Source organism: Kribbella sp. NPDC003505 (assembly GCF_040610875.1).
Classification (GTDB): domain Bacteria; phylum Actinomycetota; class Actinomycetes; order Propionibacteriales; family Kribbellaceae; genus Kribbella.
In genome coordinates this window covers 366,105-384,100 of record NZ_JBEXNA010000004.1, presented here as the reverse complement: position 1 = coordinate 384,100, position 17,996 = coordinate 366,105, and the positions used below count along the sequence as shown (strand labels likewise).

Here is a 17,996-nt window from a genome sequence, read left to right as displayed (position 1 = left end):
CGCGCTCGGGTTGTCGATGTACGGCTACGGCGGGCTCACCTACTACCGCGCGAGGAAGCGCGCTCCGGGTGCGTCGGTCGTGGTAGCCGCAGAGTAGGCGCGCCGCGGTGCCTGGCGGTCGGGGTGTCGGCGCGGTGGTTGCGGAGCATCCAGATCGTCACGGCGGCTGCGGCGATCAGGCCGGCGATCCCGGCATAGTCGGTGAAGCTCATCATGGGTCTCTTCTCCAGGGCGGTTGCCTCGGCGGCGGCGAGTTCCGCTGGCGTCTGACCCGGAAGTGACGGCGGCGCACCCCGCTCGTGATGACCCAGATGTGTCGTGGCTGATCAGTGCCAGACAGAAAATGCTCGCTTCCACGTTGGAATGCCTGCTTAGGTGGTGCTCGGAGGTGGGGTGGATGCCGGACGGTGCGTTGCTGGACGAACGCGAGGAGCAGGCTTACCGGCTGCTCGTCGGACTGGCGGCGGCCAGGGCCGGTGACCTTGCCGAGGTCGCCGAGCTGCCGCAGCAGGAGGCCGACGAGGTGCTGCAGCGGTTGCAGGCCAAGGGGCTGGTGACGGTGCAGCCGGCCGACGATCCGGTGTTCCGGCTGTTGCCGCCGGACGTGGCTTTCGGTACGACGCTGCTGCGGCGCCAGGAGTCGCTCGAGGCGGCCCGGAAGACCGTGGCCGCGCTCAGCGAGGAGTTCCGGGCCAGCGCGAGCCGGCGCGACGCGCACCACCTGGTCGAGGTGATCGTCGGCGCCGCCACGCTCCGCGAGCGGTTGCGCGACCTGCAGAACGCGGCCCGCGAGGAGATCCTCTGGTTCTGCCGCGCGAACCCGCTCGCGATGCAGGGCGCCGACAACACCGAGGAGTACGGCGCGCTGTCCCGCGGGGTCCGGTACCGGGCGATCTACGAGCGCGCGCTGATCGAGACGCCCGGTGAGCTGGACTCGATCGCGGAGGGAGTCAGCTGGGGCGAGGAGGCGCGGGTGGTGCCGACGCTCCCGGTCCGGATCGCGATCGTGGACCGGTCGACGGCGATCTGCCCGCTGGTCCGCGACGAGGAGCAGAGCATCGGGGAGCCGTCCGCCGCGATCATCAGCCGCGGCCAGTTGCTGGACGCGCTGCTGGCGCTGTTCGAGAGCTACTGGGAGCTGGCGACGCCGGTCCGTCTGCAGTCCGATGAGGCTGAGGAGTCGGAGGGCCTGGACGACTCGGAGCGGTTGCTGCTTTCACTGCTGGTCGGCGGCGTACCGGACAAGTCGATCGCCAACCAGTTGGGGATCAGCCGCCGAACTGTCCAACGCCGCCTGGACCGGCTGATGGCCCTGGCAGGCGTTGACACCCGGACGGGCCTGGCCTTCCAGGCCGCGAAGCGCGACTGGCTGTAGGCCACGCGGGCCGGCGGCGGAGGGGGAACCGCCGCCGGCCCGTGTGAGTCAGCGGACGCCGTAGGCGCGGATCACCGTCTGGGTCACCTTGGCGCCGTTCGGGCCGGTGGCTGCGACCTTCAGCGACACGGTGTCGTGGGCGTTCGGGACCACGGCCAGGTAGTGGCCGCCGGCACCGATCACCGCGAGCCGCGTCCAGGTCTTGCCCTCGTCGAACGAGGCCCAGGCCTGCAGCGCGGTCGCACGGGGCGACTCGAGACCGACGACGTGCGTCCGGGCGCCGACCCGGCCGGTCAGGTCGACCGGGACCTTGTAGTCGATCTGCTGCAGCGCCAGCGGCGCCGCCTTGTCCTCGGCCTGCTTTGCCGAGCGGAACTCCCAGGAGGTCTGCGTCCGGGTACCCCAGTTCCACTCGCCCTCACTGTCGATCCGCTCGGTCGACAGGTCGAGCTTGTACGCCGCATCCGCGCTGGAGGTGATCACGTCCTCCCACGCGTCCGGAAGGTCGGCGATGACCTGACCGTTGCGTGACAGGGTCGCCGACGCCTTTGTGGTCTCACCGATCGTGTAGTGCCCGGCAGTGTCGACGAACGCCGGAATCCGGAGCGACAGCCGGTCCCCGGTGCGCGTGGACTGCACACCAGGCGCCGCCGCGGGACGCACGACCGGACCGAACCACGTCTCGTCCGACACACCGGTCCGGTAGCTGCGCGGTACGGACGTCATACCGCCGGCCAGCGGGTTCATCGTGTCCCACGTGTACAGGTGGTGCACGCGGTGCTGCCAGAGCGAGTCACCCGACGTCACCCACTCCTCCCGAACCTTCGGCGTCTCGACGAACCGCTGGGAGTCGTTCCACGCGTACTCCTGCCACGGCCGCCACCCGAACCGCTGCTCCTTGGCCCAGTTGAACCCGCCGTTGTCGGCGTACCGCGTGGTGATCCGGGCGCTGTTCGCCGTCGTCACCTTGTAGGTGATCTTCGCCGGGATGAACCCGCTCGACACCTGCTGTACGTCGTACAGGTACGGGCTGGACGTGGTGAGCGTGAGGTCGATCGTGGCACGGCCCTGCTTGGCGCGGGCGATCAGCTTCTGACCGTCGTTGGAGGTGGTCACCATCGCCGGGATCGGCTCGCGATCGCCGACCGGACGCCAGACCGTCCACGCGGACCAGTCGGCCGGACGGGCCAGGATCACCGCGGCGGCGCCGGCCTTCGCGGCGGCCTCGATCTGGTCCCCTTCGCTGCCGTTCCCCCAGCCGTCCTCGCTGGAGTCCAGGACCGCGACGGCGCCCTTCACACCCTGCAGCGACGAGTCGGCGTACACCAGCGGGAACCGCTTCTTGCCCTCGTACGACGGCGACTGGTGCAGGAGGTTGATGTCCAAGGGGCCGGGGACCCCCTGCACCGACGCCTGGACCAGGGGTGCGACGAGTTGCCAGCGGGACGAGAACTCGAAGCTGCCGTCCGTGACCGGCTTCGTCGGGGTCACGTTGACCTGCTTGACGGTGCTGAAGTGCATGACACCGTGGCTGATCGACCGGCCGTTGCCGTACTCGCGGTGCACGTAGTAGCTCAGGATCGCCTGCTGTTCCGACGGTTTCGGGGTCTCGATCGTGATCGGGACCGCCTTCCGCGCGTCGATGACGATCTCGGTGTCCTTGCTGACCACGACGTTCGGGTCGGTGAACAGGCTGACCTGCTCGTCCTGCGGGTCGTAGTTCTCCACCAGCGAGTGCAGCAGGTAGGTGCCCTCCTCGACCTCGGCGGTGAACGTCTGGCCGTCTCCGATCCAGGCCAGCACGTCGGAGCGCGAGTTGTCGCCGTACAGCGAGATCACCGGGACGCCGGTGGGCTGACCGTCGAGGCCGACCGCCCGCAGCGTCACCTTGTGCTTGGGGCCGGCCCGGAGCGCGCCGACCGCGGTGTGGGTGACGACGCCGTCGGCGCCGGTGGCGACGATCCAGCCGCTGTACTGGCCGCGGCCGAGCTTGGCCGGGTCCAGCGTCAGCGGTACGTCGGCGGTGCCGTTCGCCGGGACTGTGACGGTCGCCGGCAGGCCGAAGCCGTCGGTCTCGGGCTGCTTGTCGTCGAGGTTGGTGACCTGGATGGCGAGGTTCAGCGTGACCGGGCTGCCGGAGTCGTTCCGGTAGGTGATGGTCCGGGTGCCGGCCTCAGCGGTGTCCACGCCGAAGTCGGCGACGCCGCTGGCGGTCACCTTCTGCGCGACCGCCCGGGTCAGGTCGACGCGACCGGAACCCTGCTGGTACACGGTCTGGTCCGGCTGCGTCTTCGCGGTGCTGACCAGCGCGTTCTTCAGCTGGTCGGCCTTCCAGTCCGGGTGCTGCTGCGCGAGCAGCGCGGCCGCGCCGGCGACGTGCGGCGTCGCCATCGACGTACCCGACGCGGAGGTGTAGAGGTCGTCGACCGGTCCGCCCATCGCCGTGCCGGTCGCGCGGGCGGCGATGATGCCGACGCCGGGCGCGGTGATCTCGGGCTTCACGCCGGCGTCACCGAGTCGCGGTCCGCGGCTGGAGAAGTCGGCGAGCTTGTCCTCGCGGTCGACGGCGCCGACGGTCAGCGCGGACGCCGCGGAGCCCGGCGTACCGACCGACTCGTCCTGGCCGTCGTTGCCGGCCGCGACCACGAACAGGGTGCCGGTCTGGGCGGTGATGTCGTTGACCGCCTGGCTGAGCGGGTCGGTGCCGTCGGTGGGGCCGCCGCCGAGGCTCATGTTGACGACCTTCGCGCCCTCGGCCGCGGCCCACTCCATCCCGGCGATGATCCAGGAGTCGTAGCCGTAGCCGTCGTCGTTGAGTACCTTGCCGACCAGCAGGTCGGCCTTCGGCGCGACGCCCTTGCGGGTACCGCCGGCACCCGCACCGGTGCCGGCGATCGTGGCGGCGACGTGCGTGCCGTGGCCGAAGTGGTCCTCGGTGCCGGTCGCGCTGCCGGAGAAGTCCTGGCTCTCCTTGACCTTGCCGTCCAGGTCCGGGTGCGTCGCGTCGACGCCGGTGTCCAGTACGGCGACCTGGACGCCGGAGCCTTCGTACCCGGCCTTCCACGCGTCCGGGGCGCCGATCTGCGGCACGCTCTTGTCGAGCACCGGACGGACCTTGCCGTCCAGCCAGATCTTGGTGACGCCGCTGTTCAGCGACCGGGCGCCCACGGACGGCTTCAGGGATTTCCACAGCTCCGGCAGCTGGTCCTTCGCCGCGGTCAGCGCGCGGCCGCCGATCGAGGGCAGCTGCCGCGTGGTCGTCGTACCGGCGAGGCTCTGCGCGGCGCGGGCGCCGGGCGTGTCCTTGACGATCAGCGGGAGGCTGGAGGCCGCGCCGTACCCGTCGGCGATCAGTTCGTCGACGTCGAACAGGTCCACGTCCAGGACGCCGGAGGACACGAACGGGACGGCGTCGCTCGGCAGCACGCGCAGCCCGCCGTCGGCCTCGACGGTGTGGAACGAGACGCCTTCGCGGCCGGCCGCCGGCCGGACCGTGGCGGCCTTCTTGCCGCCGCCGGCGTCGGTCACTTCGACCACGTCACCGGTGATCAGGGTGACCGCGGACGTCGTGACCGCGGCGGACCCGGAGGGAGGGGCGGCGGCGGACGGGATCACCGTCGCCGCGCCGAGCGCAAGGACCGCCGCAGTGGTGAGCGCGGCGGCACGTCGGGGGGAGGACATAGGCGGGATTCTCCTTCGAGAGGCTTGGGGCAGGCGCACCTCTTCTTCCGACAGAGTTTGCAATCCCGTCACAGCGATCTGCCCTGTCCAGCGCTGCCGTCCCTGCGACATGGCGCAAGGACGCCATGAACCGGCACCATTCAGCTCATGAGTGCACAGCAGCTGGTCCGCCGGTGGGCCTGGGTCGGAACCTTCCTGGTCGGGGCCGGGCTGTACCTGGCCGTACTGGCGGTCCTGACCGACACCGGGAACCCGAACCTGTTCCCGACGATGATCCTGCTCGGGGCGCTCGTCGTACCGCTCACGTTCGTGACGTTCGCCGCCGGCCGGTCCGGGCGGTGGCTGATCGACGGGCCGACGCTGGGCGGCTGCCTACTGTTCGGCGGCGTGGTCGGCGTCCTGGTCGCGGGGCTGCTCGAGTACGACGCGATGCGTCGGCTCGGGACGCTGCCGATGGTCGGGGTGGGGTTGATCGAGGAGGCGGCCAAACTCGTCGTACCGGCGGTCCTCGTGGTGTTCTTCGGGCACCGGTACCGGACGTCGATCGGCCGCGGGATCATCATCGGCGTCGCGGTCGGCACCGGGTTCGCCGTGCTGGAGACGATGGGTTACGCGTTCGTCGCGCTGCTGCGGTCGAACGGCAACGTCGGCGCCGCCGAGCAGACGCTGTTCATCCGCGGGCTGCTCTCCCCGGCCGGTCACGCGGCCTGGACCGGTTTGGCGTGCTGGGGCCTGTGGCGGTTCGTGACCGCGCCGAGCGGCAAGCACTTCGCGGGCTTCCTCGGCATGTACGCGCTGGCGGTCGCGCTGCACTCCACGTGGGACGGTCTCGGCGGCCGGGTCACGTACGCCGTGGTCGGCGCGATCTCGATCGGTCTGCTGCTCTACGGTCTCAAGCGCGCGCAGCGTGCCGAGCTCGGCCAGGCCGTGAAGGAGCCGTATGCCGACCCTGCCTGACTTCCGCCTGGAGACCTATTTCGCGCGGTGGGAGTTCAGCGCGCGCTACCACCTGACCGCGTCCGACGCGCAGACGCTGCCGATGTCCGAGCTGCTCGCGCTGGCCGACGACGACGGCCGGGAGCGCTGGGAGTCGCTCACCCTCGGCTACACCGAGACCCGCGGTCTCCCGGCGTTGCGCGCGGCGATCGCCGCGACGTACACCACTGCTGAGCCAGAGGACATCCTCTGCTTCGCAGGCGCCGAGGAGGCCATCTACCTGGCAATGCGCACCCTTCTGGAGCCCACGGATCACGCTGTCGTCCTGACCCCCAACTACCAGGCAGCGGAAACCGTCCCGCTGTCCGTGTGTGAGGTGACAGGGGTGGCATTGCAGCCCGGCGACGGCTGGGCACTCGACGTCGACGCGATCGCGGCCGCTCTGCGTCCGAACACGAAGCTCGTGTCGGTCAACTTTCCCAACAACCCCACCGGCGCGCTCCCGGCCCCGGACGCCTGGGCGCGGCTCGTCCAGCTGTGCGACGAGCGCGGCATCATCCTGTTCTCGGACGAGGTCTACCGCGGCCTCGAAGCGGATCCATTGCCGCAGGCAACAGATCTGTCGGGGACGGCGATCTCGCTCAACGTGATGTCCAAGGCGTACGGCCTGCCGGGCCTGCGGATCGGGTGGATCGCCTGCCGCGACCGCACGGTGCTGGACCGGCTCGAACGTGCGAAGCACTACACGACGATCTGCAACGCGGGGCCGAGCGAGATCCTCGCGCTGATCGCCTTGCGGGCCCGGGACCGCATCCTGGAGCGCAACCGGGGCATCATCGCGCGCAATCTGCCCCTGTTCGAGGCTTTCTTCGGCCAGCGTTCCGAGCTGTTCGAGTTCACCGCGCCGGACGGCGGCTGTGTCTGCTATCCGCGCTACCTCGGCCCCGACGGCGTCGAGGCGATGTGCGCCGAGCTGGTCGAGCAGGCGGGCGTGTTGTTGCTGCCGGCCAGTATCTACGCCTCGGAGCTGACCGAGACACCGAAGGATCGCTTCCGCCTCGGAGTGGGGCGGACCGGGCCGGAAGAGGCGCTCGCGGCCTGGGCCGAATGGCTGGACTAGGGCATGGTCCAGGTCGGGCCGTCGGCGGTGTCGGTGACCTGGATGCCCAGCTCGGTCAGCTCCGCGCGCAGGGCGTCGGCCCGCGCCCAGTCCCGGGCAGCGCGTGCGGCCTCGCGGTCCGCGACCAGTTGCTCGACGGCCCCCTCGTCCACCGCGGACAGGTCCGCTGCCCGGTCGATGTCCAGCGCGCCGAGCGGCAGCCCGAGGACGGCGGCGCACGCGGCCACGACCGCCCGCTGCCCCTGCTCGGACAGCGCCTGATCGCGCAGTGACTCCTGCAGCAGCGCGAGCACGCGCGGCGTGTTGAGGTCCGCGCTGATCGCCTCGTCGATCTGGTCGATCACCGCGACAGCCGCGGCATCGTCTCCGGCCGCGGCGCGGGCCTCGTCCGCGGTCGTCACCACCGGCAGCTCGCCGAGTGACGCCGTACGACGAGCCAGCCGGCGCAGCGCGGACTGTGCGCTGTCGAGCCCGGCCATGGTGAACTCGAGCTGAGCGCGGTAGTGGCCGCCGAGCAGGAACAGCCGGTACGCGAGCGGGTGGTACCCCTGCTTCGCCAGGTCGCTCACGGTCAGGATGTGACCGGCCGACTTCGAGATCTTCGCCGAGCCGAGCTGCAGGAACTCGTTGTGCAGCCAGAACTTCACCCACGGCTGCCCGTCGCCGAGGTACGCCTCGCTCTGGGCGATCTCGTTGACGTGGTGCAGTTGCCGGTGGTCGACGCCGCCGGTGTGGATGTCGAAGTGCTCACCGAGCAGCAGCATGCTCATCACCGAGCACTCCAGGTGCCAGCCCGGCGCGCCCCAGCCCCACGGCGAGTTCCACCGCATTGCCCGCAGCTGGCCGGGAGCCTCCGCCCGCCACAGCGCGAAATCGGTCTTCGCCCGCCGGCCGGGCACCTCCTCGACGCGCGCGCCCTCGAGCTGACCGCTCACGTCGATCAGGCCGAGCTGCCCGTACGTCGGGTCCTTCGAGGTGTCGAAGTACAGCCCGGACTCGATCTCGTACGTGAAGCCGCGCTCGACCAGGCGCTCCGCGAACGCGATCATCTGCTCGACGTACTGCGTGGCGCGCGGGTAGTGGTGTGCGGGCAGGATGTTCAAAGCGGACAGATCGGCGAAGAACGCCTCGGTGTACATCGCCGCGATCTCCTCGACCGAGCGGCGTTCGCGGGCGGCCGCGACCTCGAGCTTGTCCTCGCCGAGCTCGGCTTCCGCGACGGCGTGACCGACGTCGGTGATGTTGATGACGTGCTCGACGTCCCAGCCCTTCCAGAGCAGGGCCCGGCGCAGCGTGTCGGCGAACGTGTAGGCGCGCAGGTTGCCGATGTGCGCGAAGCTGTAGACCGTCGGGCCGCAGCTGTACAACCGAACGATGCTGTCCGTGGCGGGCGTGAAGTCCTCGACGCGGCGCCCGAGGGAGTTGAAGAGTCGCAGCGGCGTTGACGGCGTGGTCACCAGCGCGATGCTACCGGTCGAGGAGTGAGATGGCCCGGGCGGAGCCATGGACAACGCGTGGTGGAGTGAGTACCGTCCGTAAACGGCGTCCGCTCCACGCCGACCTCGACGGTGAGGTGCCGCCCGCCAGTGGCACCTCGCTGGTGTGTGGGCAGAGCGGGCCGCGGCGGTCAGTCACGGCCTGATGGGGGCCCGTACACCCAGGTGGGGTGGTGAGCGGCACTCACCCGTTCATCGCCCCACCGGTTCAAGTCTTCACCTGCTGTTTGTTAGGTGGCCCGGCATCCGGGGCAGACTGACCGCGTCCGGTCCCCACCCGCCCCTGGGAGTAGCCGTGTCCCGATTCTTCCGCCCGGCGCTGCTCGTCACCGCCGTACTGGCACTGCTCGGCTTCGGCGTCACGCCGTCGAACGCCGCCACCGCAATCTCCGTCAGCACGGCGATCAGCCGGCAGGACGGATCAGTTGCCTCGGTCACCGGCTACGTCGTCGGCCAGCCGACGGCAACCACCACGGTTGTCCGCAGCAACTTCCCGAACGACTACGCGCTGGCCCTTGCCGACTCGGCGTCCCAGACCAGCACGTCGGCGATGCTCTACGTCCAGATCCCGGCCGAGTTCCGCGCGTCGTACGGGCTGCAGAGCAACCCGAGCCTGCTCGGGAAGCAGATCACCGTCACCGGCACGCTCACCGCGTACTTCTCGCATCCCGGCCTGAAGAACGCGACCGCCTTCACCGGCGGTGGCGGCTCGTCGGATCCCGGTGATCCCGGCGACTACTACGCCGGCGCCGAGGGCAAGACAGGCGCTGCGCTGAAGTCCGCGCTGCACACGATCATCTCGAGCCAGACCAAGCTCACCTACGACCAGGTCTGGGACGCGCTGAAGGTCACCGACCAGGACCCGAACAACAGCAGCAACGTCATCGAGATCTACTCCGGCCGCTCGATCAGCAAGAGCCTCAACGGCGGTGACGCCGACGACTGGAACCGCGAGCACGTCTGGGCCAAGTCGCACGGCGACTTCGGCACCACGACCGGCCCGGGCACCGACATCCACCACCTGCGCCCCGAGGACGTCACGGTGAACTCGGCGCGCGGCAATCTCGACTTCGACAACGGCGGTACGTCGGTCGCTCAATGCTCCGGCTGTACGGCGGACTCGGACTCGTTCGCGCCGCGGGCCGCCGTGCGCGGCGACGTCGCCCGGATGATCTTCTACATGGCCGTGCGGTACGAGGGCGACGACGGGTTCGCGAACCTCGAGCTGAACGACTCGGTCGGCAACGGCACCGCGCCGTACATCGGGAAGCTGTCGGTGCTGAAGGCCTGGGCCGCGGCCGACCCGCCGGACGCGTTCGAGAAGAACCGCAACGAGGTCATCTACAGCCAGTTCCAGCACAACCGGAACCCGTTCATCGACCACCCGGAGTGGGTGGCCTCCATCTGGCCGTGAGCTAACGCTTGGCCTGCAGGTCCTCGCGCTTGGGCCCGCCCGCACCGTGGGCGGGCCTGAGTGTGTCCGCCGAGGCGAGCTGCGCACGGACCGCGGACGGCAGAGCGACGCCGGCCTGGGCGGTGCTGACGCCGAGGCGGGTCTGGACCCAGTCCTGGAAGCCCGGGTCGGCAACGCGGATCTGGTGACCGGTGCGGGTCAGCAGGCCGCGCGAGACGAGTTTCTGCGCGGCGCCGTCGAGGTCCCAGCGGGCCGGCCCGGCAGCCTCGGAGCGCGACGGGATCGGCATCCCGCGGGAGCCGTGCGCCGCGGTCTTGGCGAGCAGCTCCTTCTCCGTCGGTGCGCAGTTGTACCAAGCCGCGTCGTACAGCGCCCGCGACTGGGCGTTGAGCCGGCTCGTCGCCGTCGTGGCGACCTCGGTCGTGATGCCGCGCTCAGGTCCGGCGAGTTCGAGGGCGGCGCTGGTCAGTGTCCGCAGTCGGCTCGGGTTGCCGTTGGCGGCGTTGACCAGGTGGTCCACCGCCTCCGGCTCGAACCGGATCCCGGCCTGCTCCAGCGGCCGGGTGAGCGCGGGCCGCAGTTCCTCGGCGCTGAGCGGCGTGAGCCGCCGTACGTCGAACCGCGCGGCGTCCTGGGTCTCCACGCCGGCATGCCCGCCCGACGCCTCGAGCAGCCGGCTGGTGGCTTCCTCGCCGCCCGCCGCGATCAGGAACAAGGGCTTGCGGGACCGGTGCAGGTGCGCCGACAGCTCAGTCAGCGCGACCAGGTCGGTCCTCGACGCGGCATCCAGGTTGTCGACCATCAGCAGGATCGGCTCCCGCTTCGGGTGCGCCATCTTCGCCAGGTGCTCGGCGACGTCGTTCAGCGTCGTACCGACGGAGTCCTTCTTGACACCCTCCCACGCGGTGCCGACGCGGATCTTCGGCCCCGGCGCGATCCCGAGACCGACCTGCGCGGTGTGCATCGAGTTCCGGGTCCGGATCGCCATCTTGTTCAGGAGCTGCTTCAGCTCCTTCACCTCACCGGCCGGGTACTTGCCCTCGAAATTCCGCAGCTGTCCCTGCACCGCCCGGATGACGCGGGCCTCCAGCGACTCGCGGCGGGACGCGTCCAGCCGGATCGAGATCCAGCCCTGCTCGTCGGCGAACGCCTTCGTCCTGGACAGCTCCTGGCTGGTGCCCATCCCCGGCGGGCCGGTGAACAGCACCGAGGTGCCGCGCGGGGTCCGCTGGTCCAGCGAGACCGGTCGGCCCTGCTCGTCCGTGCGGTCGACCTGGTGAACGAGTTCCCGGGCGTTGCCGAACACCTGGTTGACCAGGGCGCGGTCGCCGAGCGGATGGGCCGGTGCGAGCGCGGCTTCCTGGCGGCCGGGCTCGATCGGCTCCGCGGCGGAGTCCGCCGGCGTCTGGCCCAGATGGTCGTTGAGCCAGTCGCGGAATCCGCGGTCGGGGATCGTCACGACCCCGCCGTCGTGCTCGCGCAGCAGTCCACGGGCCACCAACTCTTGGCGAGCCCGGTCGATCTCCTGCCAGCTCCCGGGGCCGGCGGCTCCGGTCTCGGCCGGCATGGACAGCCCGGCCGGGCTCTGGGCGGCGACCCGCGCGAGCAGGTCCTTCTGCGCGTGCGTGGTGCCCTTCTGATCCCACACGCTCTGGTACATCACCGCGGCGTCGGCCCTGACCTGGGCGGTCGCGGTGGCGGCCGACCCGACCGTGATCCCGCGCTCCGGGTCCCGGTACGCGACCGCGGCCTGCCCTAGCCGCCGCAGCCGGCCGGGATCGCCGTTGGCCGCGGCCAGCAGGTCGTCGATCGCGGCGTGGTCGTAGGCGATCCCGGCCCGGTCCAACGGCTCGGTCAGTGCCGGCCGGAGCTCCGCGTCGGTCAACGGACCGAGCTCGCGGATGTCGAACTGGTTGGTGATCGTGGTGGCGATCCCGGACATCCGGCGGGACGCGTTCATCAGCGCGCTGGTCGACATCGAGCCGCCGGCCGCGACCAGCCAGACGGGACGGTTCAGCCCCTCGATGTGGATCGCCAGCTCGTTCAGGCCGGCCCGGTCGTGCTCCGACGCCTGGTCGATGTTGTCCACCAGCAGCAGGATCGGCTTGCCGTCGATCTCGGTCAGCTTGCCGAGCTCGTCGGCGAAGTCGTTCAGCGTGGTGCCGAGATCGTCGTACGCCGTGGTGTCCCTCTCGCTCTTGCCGATCAGCTCCACCGGCATCGGACCGCCGCCGAGCCGGTACTCGATGCCGACCCGGGTCTTGCGGCCGCTGCGGGTGAGGTCGCTGACCGTCCGGCTGAGCTTGCGCACCGCTCCCCGCCGGAACCGGGCCCGCAGCGCGTCGAGGTTGGTCCGGACCGCGCCGGTCAGCTGGTGCTCGAGCGGGACGTTCGCGGAGGCCGTCAACCGGATCGCGGTCCAGCCCCGGCGGGCCGCCAGGTCCTCCGCGCGGTCCAGCTCCGAGCTCTTGCCCATCCCGGGCGGACCGGTGAACAGGATCGCCTTGCTCTCCGGCAGCACGTCACCCAGCGAGATCGGATTGCCGAGCCGGTCGGTCCGCGCGACGGAGTACGCCGGGTGCCGGACCGTACCGAAGACCTGGCTCATTGCACCAGCCTGCGGACCGTAGCCGTCGCCGACGCGGGCGACGCGTGACCGGGCGGTTAACAGTCGGCCCCCGGAAGTTGAACCCCGGGCGCGCGGCAACCGGTCTACACGCCCCGGCCCGATCGCGCAGTCCTGGGCCGAAAAGGTTGGAACGACCCTGGACCGCTGTCACCCTCAGTTGCATGCGAATCAGACGAGCACTCGCGGCGCTGCTGGCCGCACCGCTTGCGGGAGTCATGCTCGGTGGTGCGCCGGCCGCCCAGGCCTCCCCCGATCCCTACCTGACCATCTCTCAGGTCACCCTCGACCGTACGTCGGTCGCGGTGTCCGGCCTGAACACCTACCCGATCAACGTGACCGTGAAGGGCGGCTACCACTCCGGTGAGCCGGGCGACGACGGTGTGGTGCTGAACGTCCTGCTCAAGCGCACCGGCGGCACCGGCCCACGGGACAGCATCGTGTCCGCGGACCTGAAGCGCACCGCCGGCACGATCGAGAACGGCACCTGGACCGGCCGGCTGAACGTGGCGTCGACCGCCGACGGCACCTTCAAGGTGACCGGCGTGATGACCGGCCCGTACGGCTCCCCGGGCTCCGGGACCCCGGTCGACCCGACGCCGTACTCCGGCCAGACGATCACCGTGAAGGGCACGAACCTGCCGAAGATCACCGCGTCGGTGAATCCGAAGGTGGTGCCGTGGGACAAGCCCTACACGATCACCTGGGCGGTCACGAACACCGCGACCGGCAAGCCGTACGGCTCGCAGATCCCGATCGGCCTCGGCGTCGACACGCCGTGCGCCGAGGGTGGCAGCCCGATGTACAAGACCGGGACGAACGGGCTGATCACCAAGTCGTACACCGCCTCCGACGGCGGCGCGCTGAACTGTGCGCACAGCTACGCCGACCCGTACTACATCGTCGGCCAGTGGCTGTTCGTGGCGCATCCGGCGATCGTGTCGGCGGTGCCCACGAAGACCAGTGCCCCGGTCGGGACCATCGTCCCGGTCAACGGTTCGGTGTACCGCGTAGGTGGTTGCTCCGTGCAACTGCAGCGGCTGTACGGCGCCTCGCAGTGGCGGTCGGTCGGCACCGCGTCGGTCCGGCAGTCCGGGCGCTTCACGGTCAACGCGCAACCGGCGTACAAGGGTCTGATTCCGTACCGCGTCTACTTCCCGACCTGCGGCAGCATCGTCGCGGGGCTCAGCAAGACCTTCTACATCCGAGGGACGTGACCTATGAAGCGAGCATTGTCCGCGCTGCTTGCCGTACCGATGCTGGGGCTGGGGCTGGCCACCGCGCCGTCGGTCGCGCAGGCCGAGCCCGATCCTGACCTGCACATCACCTCGGTGACGCTGAACAAGACCAGCGTCGCTGTCAGCGGTCTCAACACCGTACCGGTCACGGTGACGGTCAAGGGCACCTACGACGCTGACGCGAACACTTCGGTGAACGTGATCCTCGAACGGACCGGCGGCACCGGCCAGCAGCGGACGCTGTTCTCCACCAACCTGCCGCGGCTGGCGAACGGGACGTGGAGCGGGCCGCTGCAAGTGCCGTCGACGGCGAACGGAACGTTCAAGGTCACCGGAGTGCTGACCGGCCCGTTCTTCCCCGGCAGCGGGAGCATGGTCGATCCGACGCCGTACTCCGGGCCGTCGCTCGCGATCACCGGGACGCACCAGCCGAAGATCACCGCCTCGGTGTCCCCGAAGGTGGTGCCGTTCGGCTCCGGGTTCACGATCACCTGGGCGGTCACCGACGCGCAGACCGGCAAGCCGTACGGCAGCCGCGTCCGGGTGGTCCTCGGGACCGACAACATCTGCGCCGAGTACTTCGGCCCGGGCTACACGAACCTCACCGGCACCAACGGCCTGGTCACGAAGTCCTACGCGGCCGATGCCGCCAACTGGGTCAACTGCCTGCTGCTGCCCGGCAACCCGGCGTCGGTCGGCGGGCTCGGGCTCGTCGTCGTCCGGCCGGGCATCGTGTCCGCGGCCCCGTCGAAGACCAGCGCACCGGTCGGCACGATCGTCGCGGTCAACGGGTCGGTGATGGGTGCACCGTCCGCGTGCAAGGTCCAGTTGCAGCGCCTGTACGGAGCGTCGCAGTGGCGAACCGTCGGCACCGGCGCGATCCGCCAGAGCGGACGCTTCACCCTGAGCGCGCAACCGGCGTACAAGGGTCTGATCCCGTACCGCGTGTACTTCCCCAAGTGCTACAACTACCTGGCCGGCGTCAGCAAGGTCTTCTACATCCGCGGAACCTGAGCGGCTCTTGGGCGGGTGGGTTAAGGTCAATTAGGTTTCCCTAACCTGCCCGCCCGAGAGGATCGTCGTCGCGTGACCACTCCCGCACCCCGCCGTCACCGCGTCTGCAAGCGCGCCGTCGTCCTCCGGACCGAGCGGATCACGCCGCACATGATCCGGGTCGTGTTCTCGTCCGACGACTTCGCCGACAACGGTTACACCGACCACTACGTGAAGCTGCTGTTCTGCAAGGACGGCGTCGAGTACCCCGAGCCGCTGGACATGGGTGTGGTGCGGGAGACGTACCCGGCCGAGCAGTGGCCGACGATGCGGACCTACACGGTCCGGAGCTGGGACGAGGCGACGCGTGAGCTCGCGATCGACTTCGTCCACCACGGCGACGAAGGGGTGGCCGGTCCGTGGGCGGCGTCGGCACAGCCGGGCGACGTGTTGTGGTTCAACGGCCCCGGCGGCGCCTATACGCCGGACGCGGGGGCCGACTGGCACCTGCTGGTGGGTGACGAGAGCGCCCTGCCGGCGATCGGCTCCGCGGTCGAGCAGTTGCCGCCGGGAGCCCGCGCGACCGTTCTCGTCGAGGTGGCGGACGGCGCCGAGGAACAGAAGTTCGGCGGCTCCGGCGACGTCGACGTGCGTTGGTTCCATCGCGCGGCGGCCGGCGGCGAGCGCGGCGACGGCCTGGTTGCGGCGGTGGAGGCGTTCGACTTCGGCGACGGCACGCCGCACGTGTTCGTGCACGGCGAGGCCGGGTTCGTGTTCCGCATCCGCAAGAACCTGTTCCAGGTCCGCGGACTCTCCCGGGACCAGGTCTCCCTGTCCGGCTACTGGCGCCTCGGCAAGAACGAGGACGGCTGGCAGGCGGAGAAGGCCGAGACCGCCCGTCAGGAACGCTCCTCCTGACCCCTGCGGATCAGGCTCCGCGGCGCTCGGCGAGGACGTCGATCAGCGTGCCGGCCTGGTTCGTCGGGAGCACCCAGTCCTCGCCGTTCGCCTGCAGGATCACGGCCGGTCCCTCGCTCGCGACGGCGTGCGTGATCGCGATCGGGAACCGGAGCCGCTCCGCGCCGGAGAGCGAGAACTCGTGCGTGGCGGTGATCGCGCTCAGCGGGTAGGTGCGGAACTGCTGCTCGGACCGCGGCACCGGATGCGACTGCACGGTGACCGAGTCCGTGCCGACCAGCACCGCGGCGAGCGGGATGCCCCGCAACCGGAAGACCAGCTCGTACGGCGTGCCGGCGAGTTCGGGGTCGAACGGGACGAGCAGGGCGCGGTCGGCGGCGCGCGCGAGCGCCAGGCCGCCGACGATCCCCACGATCAGCCCCGGCAGGGCGAGGATCGCCGGCCACCACACCCCGACGGCCAACGGGAACAGCGTGACCGTCAACCCGGCCAGCCCGCCGAACAGACCGGCGACGCCCAGCCACCAGCGCGGCGTGTACCGGTGCCGGCGCCGCAGCACGAACCCGAGCACCAGCATCGCGACCGGCACGACGCACCCGATCCACGCGGCCGCCGGACCCGTCGCCGCGATCACCGCGACGACCACCAGCAGCACCACGGGAATGCCCAGGTACGCCACTGCCACCAACCGCTGCGCCCGCCGATGCCTGCTCTCCACGGGAAAACCCAAGCACAGGTCTGCCGCAGCACCTACTCTGCCGAGGGTGATCGAGATCCCCGCGAAACTCGTCCGGAACCACAGCGCGAAGGCCGCCGACTGGCTGGACGGGCTGCCCGGGGCGGTCCAGCGGTACGTCGAGGAGTGGCAGCTGACCGTCTCCGGCGACCCGTTGAGCGGCGAGGCGTCGCTGATCGTCCCCGTCGTACGGCGCGACGGCAGCGCGGCGATGCTCAAGCTGCAGCGTGTCGACGAGGAGTCCGAGAGTGAGGCGGTCGCCCTGCACACCTGGAACCACGACGACGTCGTCGAGGTGTACGAGGACGACCCCGAAACGTCGACCCTGCTGCTCGAGCGCCTCCAACCTCGGACGCTGAACGACGTTCCCGATGACGTCGAGGCGACGCGCATCCTCGCGGACCTCCTGACCCGTCTGATGGTCGTCCCCGCGCCACCCGGGATCCGTCAACTGTCGGACATCGCGGCCGGGATGATCGAGGACGCGCCACGGGTGCTTCCGATGCTCGCGGACCCGGCCGAACAGGCGCTGGCGCGGCGCCTCGCCGACCGGATGGCCGAGTTGCTGCCGGAGCCGGGTGACCGGTTGCTGCATTGGGACCTGCACTACGGCAACGTGATGGCCGCGGAACGGCGACCGTGGCTGGTGATCGACCCGAAGCCGCTGGCCGGGGACCCGGCGTTCGAGCTGATGCCGGTGTTGTGGAACCGGTGGGACGATCTGGTCGCGACCGGCGACGTCTCGCAAGCGATCCGCAACCGGTTCGACCTGATGCTCGAGGCGACCGGGATCGACCGCGATCGCGGGCTGGCCTGGACGGCGGGCCGGATCCTGCAGAACATCCTGTGGTTCACCGAGGACGGCGACACCCGGATCGAAGACGAGCTCGCGGCGGTGTCCGCTGCCCTGTTCTCGTGATTACATGATTACGTGACTACTCCGACGCTGTACGAATGGGCCGGCGGGCACGAGGCGCTCCGCCGGCTGACCGAGGTGTTCTACGACCAGGTGCTCGAGGACCCGATCCTGGCGCCGGTCTTCGCGCACATGAGCGAGAACCACCGCGAGCATGTGGCGATCTGGCTCGGGGAGGTGTTCCGCGGCCACAGCCGCTACACCGACGAGCTCGGCGGCTACCCGGCGATGCTGTCGCACCACCTCGGCCTCGGGCTGACCGAGGAGCAGCGGTCGCGCTGGGCCGCCCTGATCGCCCGCAGCGCCGACCCGGCCGGCCTCCCGGACGACCCGGAGTTCCGCTCGGCCTTCGTCGCGTACGTCGAGTGGGGCACCCGCATCGCGCTGGCCAACTCGCAACCCGGCGCGACCCCGCCGCCCGAGGCTCCGGTGCCGCACTGGGGCTGGGGCGAGGCGCCGCCGTACCAGCCCTGACACGAGTTGAGGGCCCGGCGGTTGGGTAGAGTCCCGGTTCACGTTGTGTCTGCCGGCGGGGATGCGAGGGTTT

The 17,996-nt window shown here is 70.4% G+C and carries 13 protein-coding genes; 9 read left to right on the top strand and 4 right to left on the bottom strand.

Annotated elements, in window-relative coordinates:
- Window positions 1-397 precede the first annotated feature (397 nt).
- Window positions 398-1,375, top strand: coding sequence for a helix-turn-helix domain-containing protein (locus ABZX12_RS15575; RefSeq protein ID WP_355693571.1), 978 nt, complete (start codon window positions 398-400; stop codon window positions 1,373-1,375).
- A gap of 48 nt (window positions 1,376-1,423) precedes the next feature.
- Here ABZX12_RS15575 and ABZX12_RS15570 read toward each other — a convergent pair whose 3' ends face one another.
- On the bottom strand, window positions 1,424-5,056 hold the full coding sequence (locus tag ABZX12_RS15570) for a S8 family serine peptidase (RefSeq protein WP_355693570.1): 3,633 nt from the start codon (window positions 5,054-5,056) through the stop codon (window positions 1,424-1,426).
- A gap of 147 nt (window positions 5,057-5,203) precedes the next feature.
- Between ABZX12_RS15570 and ABZX12_RS15565 the strand changes: the two genes are divergently transcribed.
- Both ABZX12_RS15565 and ABZX12_RS15560 read left to right on the top strand, forming a co-directional pair.
- Window positions 5,204-6,013 carry a PrsW family intramembrane metalloprotease gene (locus ABZX12_RS15565; RefSeq protein ID WP_355693568.1) on the top strand — a complete coding sequence of 270 codons (810 nt, stop codon included), beginning with the start codon at window positions 5,204-5,206 and terminating at the stop codon, window positions 6,011-6,013.
- Window positions 5,997-7,112, top strand: coding sequence for an aminotransferase class I/II-fold pyridoxal phosphate-dependent enzyme (locus tag ABZX12_RS15560; protein ID WP_355693566.1), 1,116 nt, complete (start codon window positions 5,997-5,999; stop codon window positions 7,110-7,112). The genes ABZX12_RS15565 and ABZX12_RS15560 overlap by 17 nt, the downstream gene beginning before the upstream one ends.
- Here ABZX12_RS15560 and cysS read toward each other — a convergent pair.
- Window positions 7,109-8,569, bottom strand: coding sequence for a cysteine--tRNA ligase (gene cysS, locus ABZX12_RS15555; RefSeq protein WP_355693564.1), 1,461 nt, complete (start codon window positions 8,567-8,569; stop codon window positions 7,109-7,111). The two genes, ABZX12_RS15560 and cysS, sit on opposite strands and share 4 nt — an antisense overlap.
- Before the next feature lie 334 nt (window positions 8,570-8,903).
- Here cysS and ABZX12_RS15550 point away from each other — a divergent pair, with 334 nt between their 5' ends.
- Window positions 8,904-10,022 carry an endonuclease gene (locus ABZX12_RS15550; protein ID WP_355693562.1) on the top strand — a complete coding sequence of 373 codons (1,119 nt, stop codon included), beginning with the start codon at window positions 8,904-8,906 and terminating at the stop codon, window positions 10,020-10,022.
- A gap of 1 nt (window position 10,023) precedes the next feature.
- Here ABZX12_RS15550 and ABZX12_RS15545 read toward each other — a convergent pair whose 3' ends face one another.
- Window positions 10,024-12,630 carry a hypothetical protein gene (locus ABZX12_RS15545; RefSeq protein ID WP_355693560.1) on the bottom strand — a complete coding sequence of 869 codons (2,607 nt, stop codon included), beginning with the start codon at window positions 12,628-12,630 and terminating at the stop codon, window positions 10,024-10,026.
- Between the two features lie 182 nt (window positions 12,631-12,812).
- Here ABZX12_RS15545 and ABZX12_RS15540 point away from each other — a divergent pair, with 182 nt between their 5' ends.
- From ABZX12_RS15540 to ABZX12_RS15530, 3 genes are all read left to right on the top strand, one after another.
- Window positions 12,813-13,865 (top strand): hypothetical protein, encoded by a 1,053-nt coding sequence (locus ABZX12_RS15540; RefSeq protein WP_355693559.1) that lies wholly within the window; start codon window positions 12,813-12,815, stop codon window positions 13,863-13,865.
- A 3-nt stretch (window positions 13,866-13,868) separates the two neighbouring features.
- Entirely contained in the window at window positions 13,869-14,900 is a 1,032-nt protein-coding gene (locus ABZX12_RS15535; RefSeq protein WP_355693557.1) for a hypothetical protein, read from the top strand.
- 72 nt (window positions 14,901-14,972) lie between these two features.
- Window positions 14,973-15,797, top strand: a complete 825-nt coding sequence (locus tag ABZX12_RS15530; protein ID WP_355693556.1) for a siderophore-interacting protein — start codon at window positions 14,973-14,975, stop codon at window positions 15,795-15,797.
- Window positions 15,798-15,807: 10 nt separating this feature from the next.
- Here ABZX12_RS15530 and ABZX12_RS15525 read toward each other — a convergent pair whose 3' ends face one another.
- Window positions 15,808-16,515 (bottom strand): hypothetical protein, encoded by a 708-nt coding sequence (locus ABZX12_RS15525; RefSeq protein ID WP_355693554.1) that lies wholly within the window; start codon window positions 16,513-16,515, stop codon window positions 15,808-15,810.
- 46 nt (window positions 16,516-16,561) lie between these two features.
- Here ABZX12_RS15525 and ABZX12_RS15520 point away from each other — a divergent pair, with 46 nt between their 5' ends.
- Window positions 16,562-17,452 (top strand): aminoglycoside phosphotransferase family protein, encoded by an 891-nt coding sequence (locus ABZX12_RS15520; protein WP_355693552.1) that lies wholly within the window; start codon window positions 16,562-16,564, stop codon window positions 17,450-17,452.
- Window positions 17,453-17,464: 12 nt separating this feature from the next.
- Complete coding sequence (locus ABZX12_RS15515; protein ID WP_355693551.1) at window positions 17,465-17,923, top strand: group II truncated hemoglobin; 459 nt, start codon at window positions 17,465-17,467, stop codon at window positions 17,921-17,923.
- Window positions 17,924-17,996 lie beyond the last annotated feature (73 nt).

What these genes read in the sequence shown, in the direction of transcription:
- ABZX12_RS15575 (WP_355693571.1), top strand. Translation starts at nt 398, where the DNA reads ATGCCGGACGGTGCGTTGCTGGACGAACGCGAGGAGCAGGCTTACCGG.
- ABZX12_RS15570 (WP_355693570.1), bottom strand. Translation starts at nt 5,056, where the DNA reads ATGTCCTCCCCCCGACGTGCCGCCGCGCTCACCACTGCGGCGGTCCTT.
- ABZX12_RS15565 (WP_355693568.1), top strand. Translation starts at nt 5,204, where the DNA reads ATGAGTGCACAGCAGCTGGTCCGCCGGTGGGCCTGGGTCGGAACCTTC.
- ABZX12_RS15560 (WP_355693566.1), top strand. Translation starts at nt 5,997, where the DNA reads ATGCCGACCCTGCCTGACTTCCGCCTGGAGACCTATTTCGCGCGGTGG.
- ABZX12_RS15545 (WP_355693560.1), bottom strand. Translation starts at nt 12,630, where the DNA reads ATGAGCCAGGTCTTCGGTACGGTCCGGCACCCGGCGTACTCCGTCGCG.
- ABZX12_RS15540 (WP_355693559.1), top strand. Translation starts at nt 12,813, where the DNA reads ATGCGAATCAGACGAGCACTCGCGGCGCTGCTGGCCGCACCGCTTGCG.
- ABZX12_RS15535 (WP_355693557.1), top strand. Translation starts at nt 13,869, where the DNA reads ATGAAGCGAGCATTGTCCGCGCTGCTTGCCGTACCGATGCTGGGGCTG.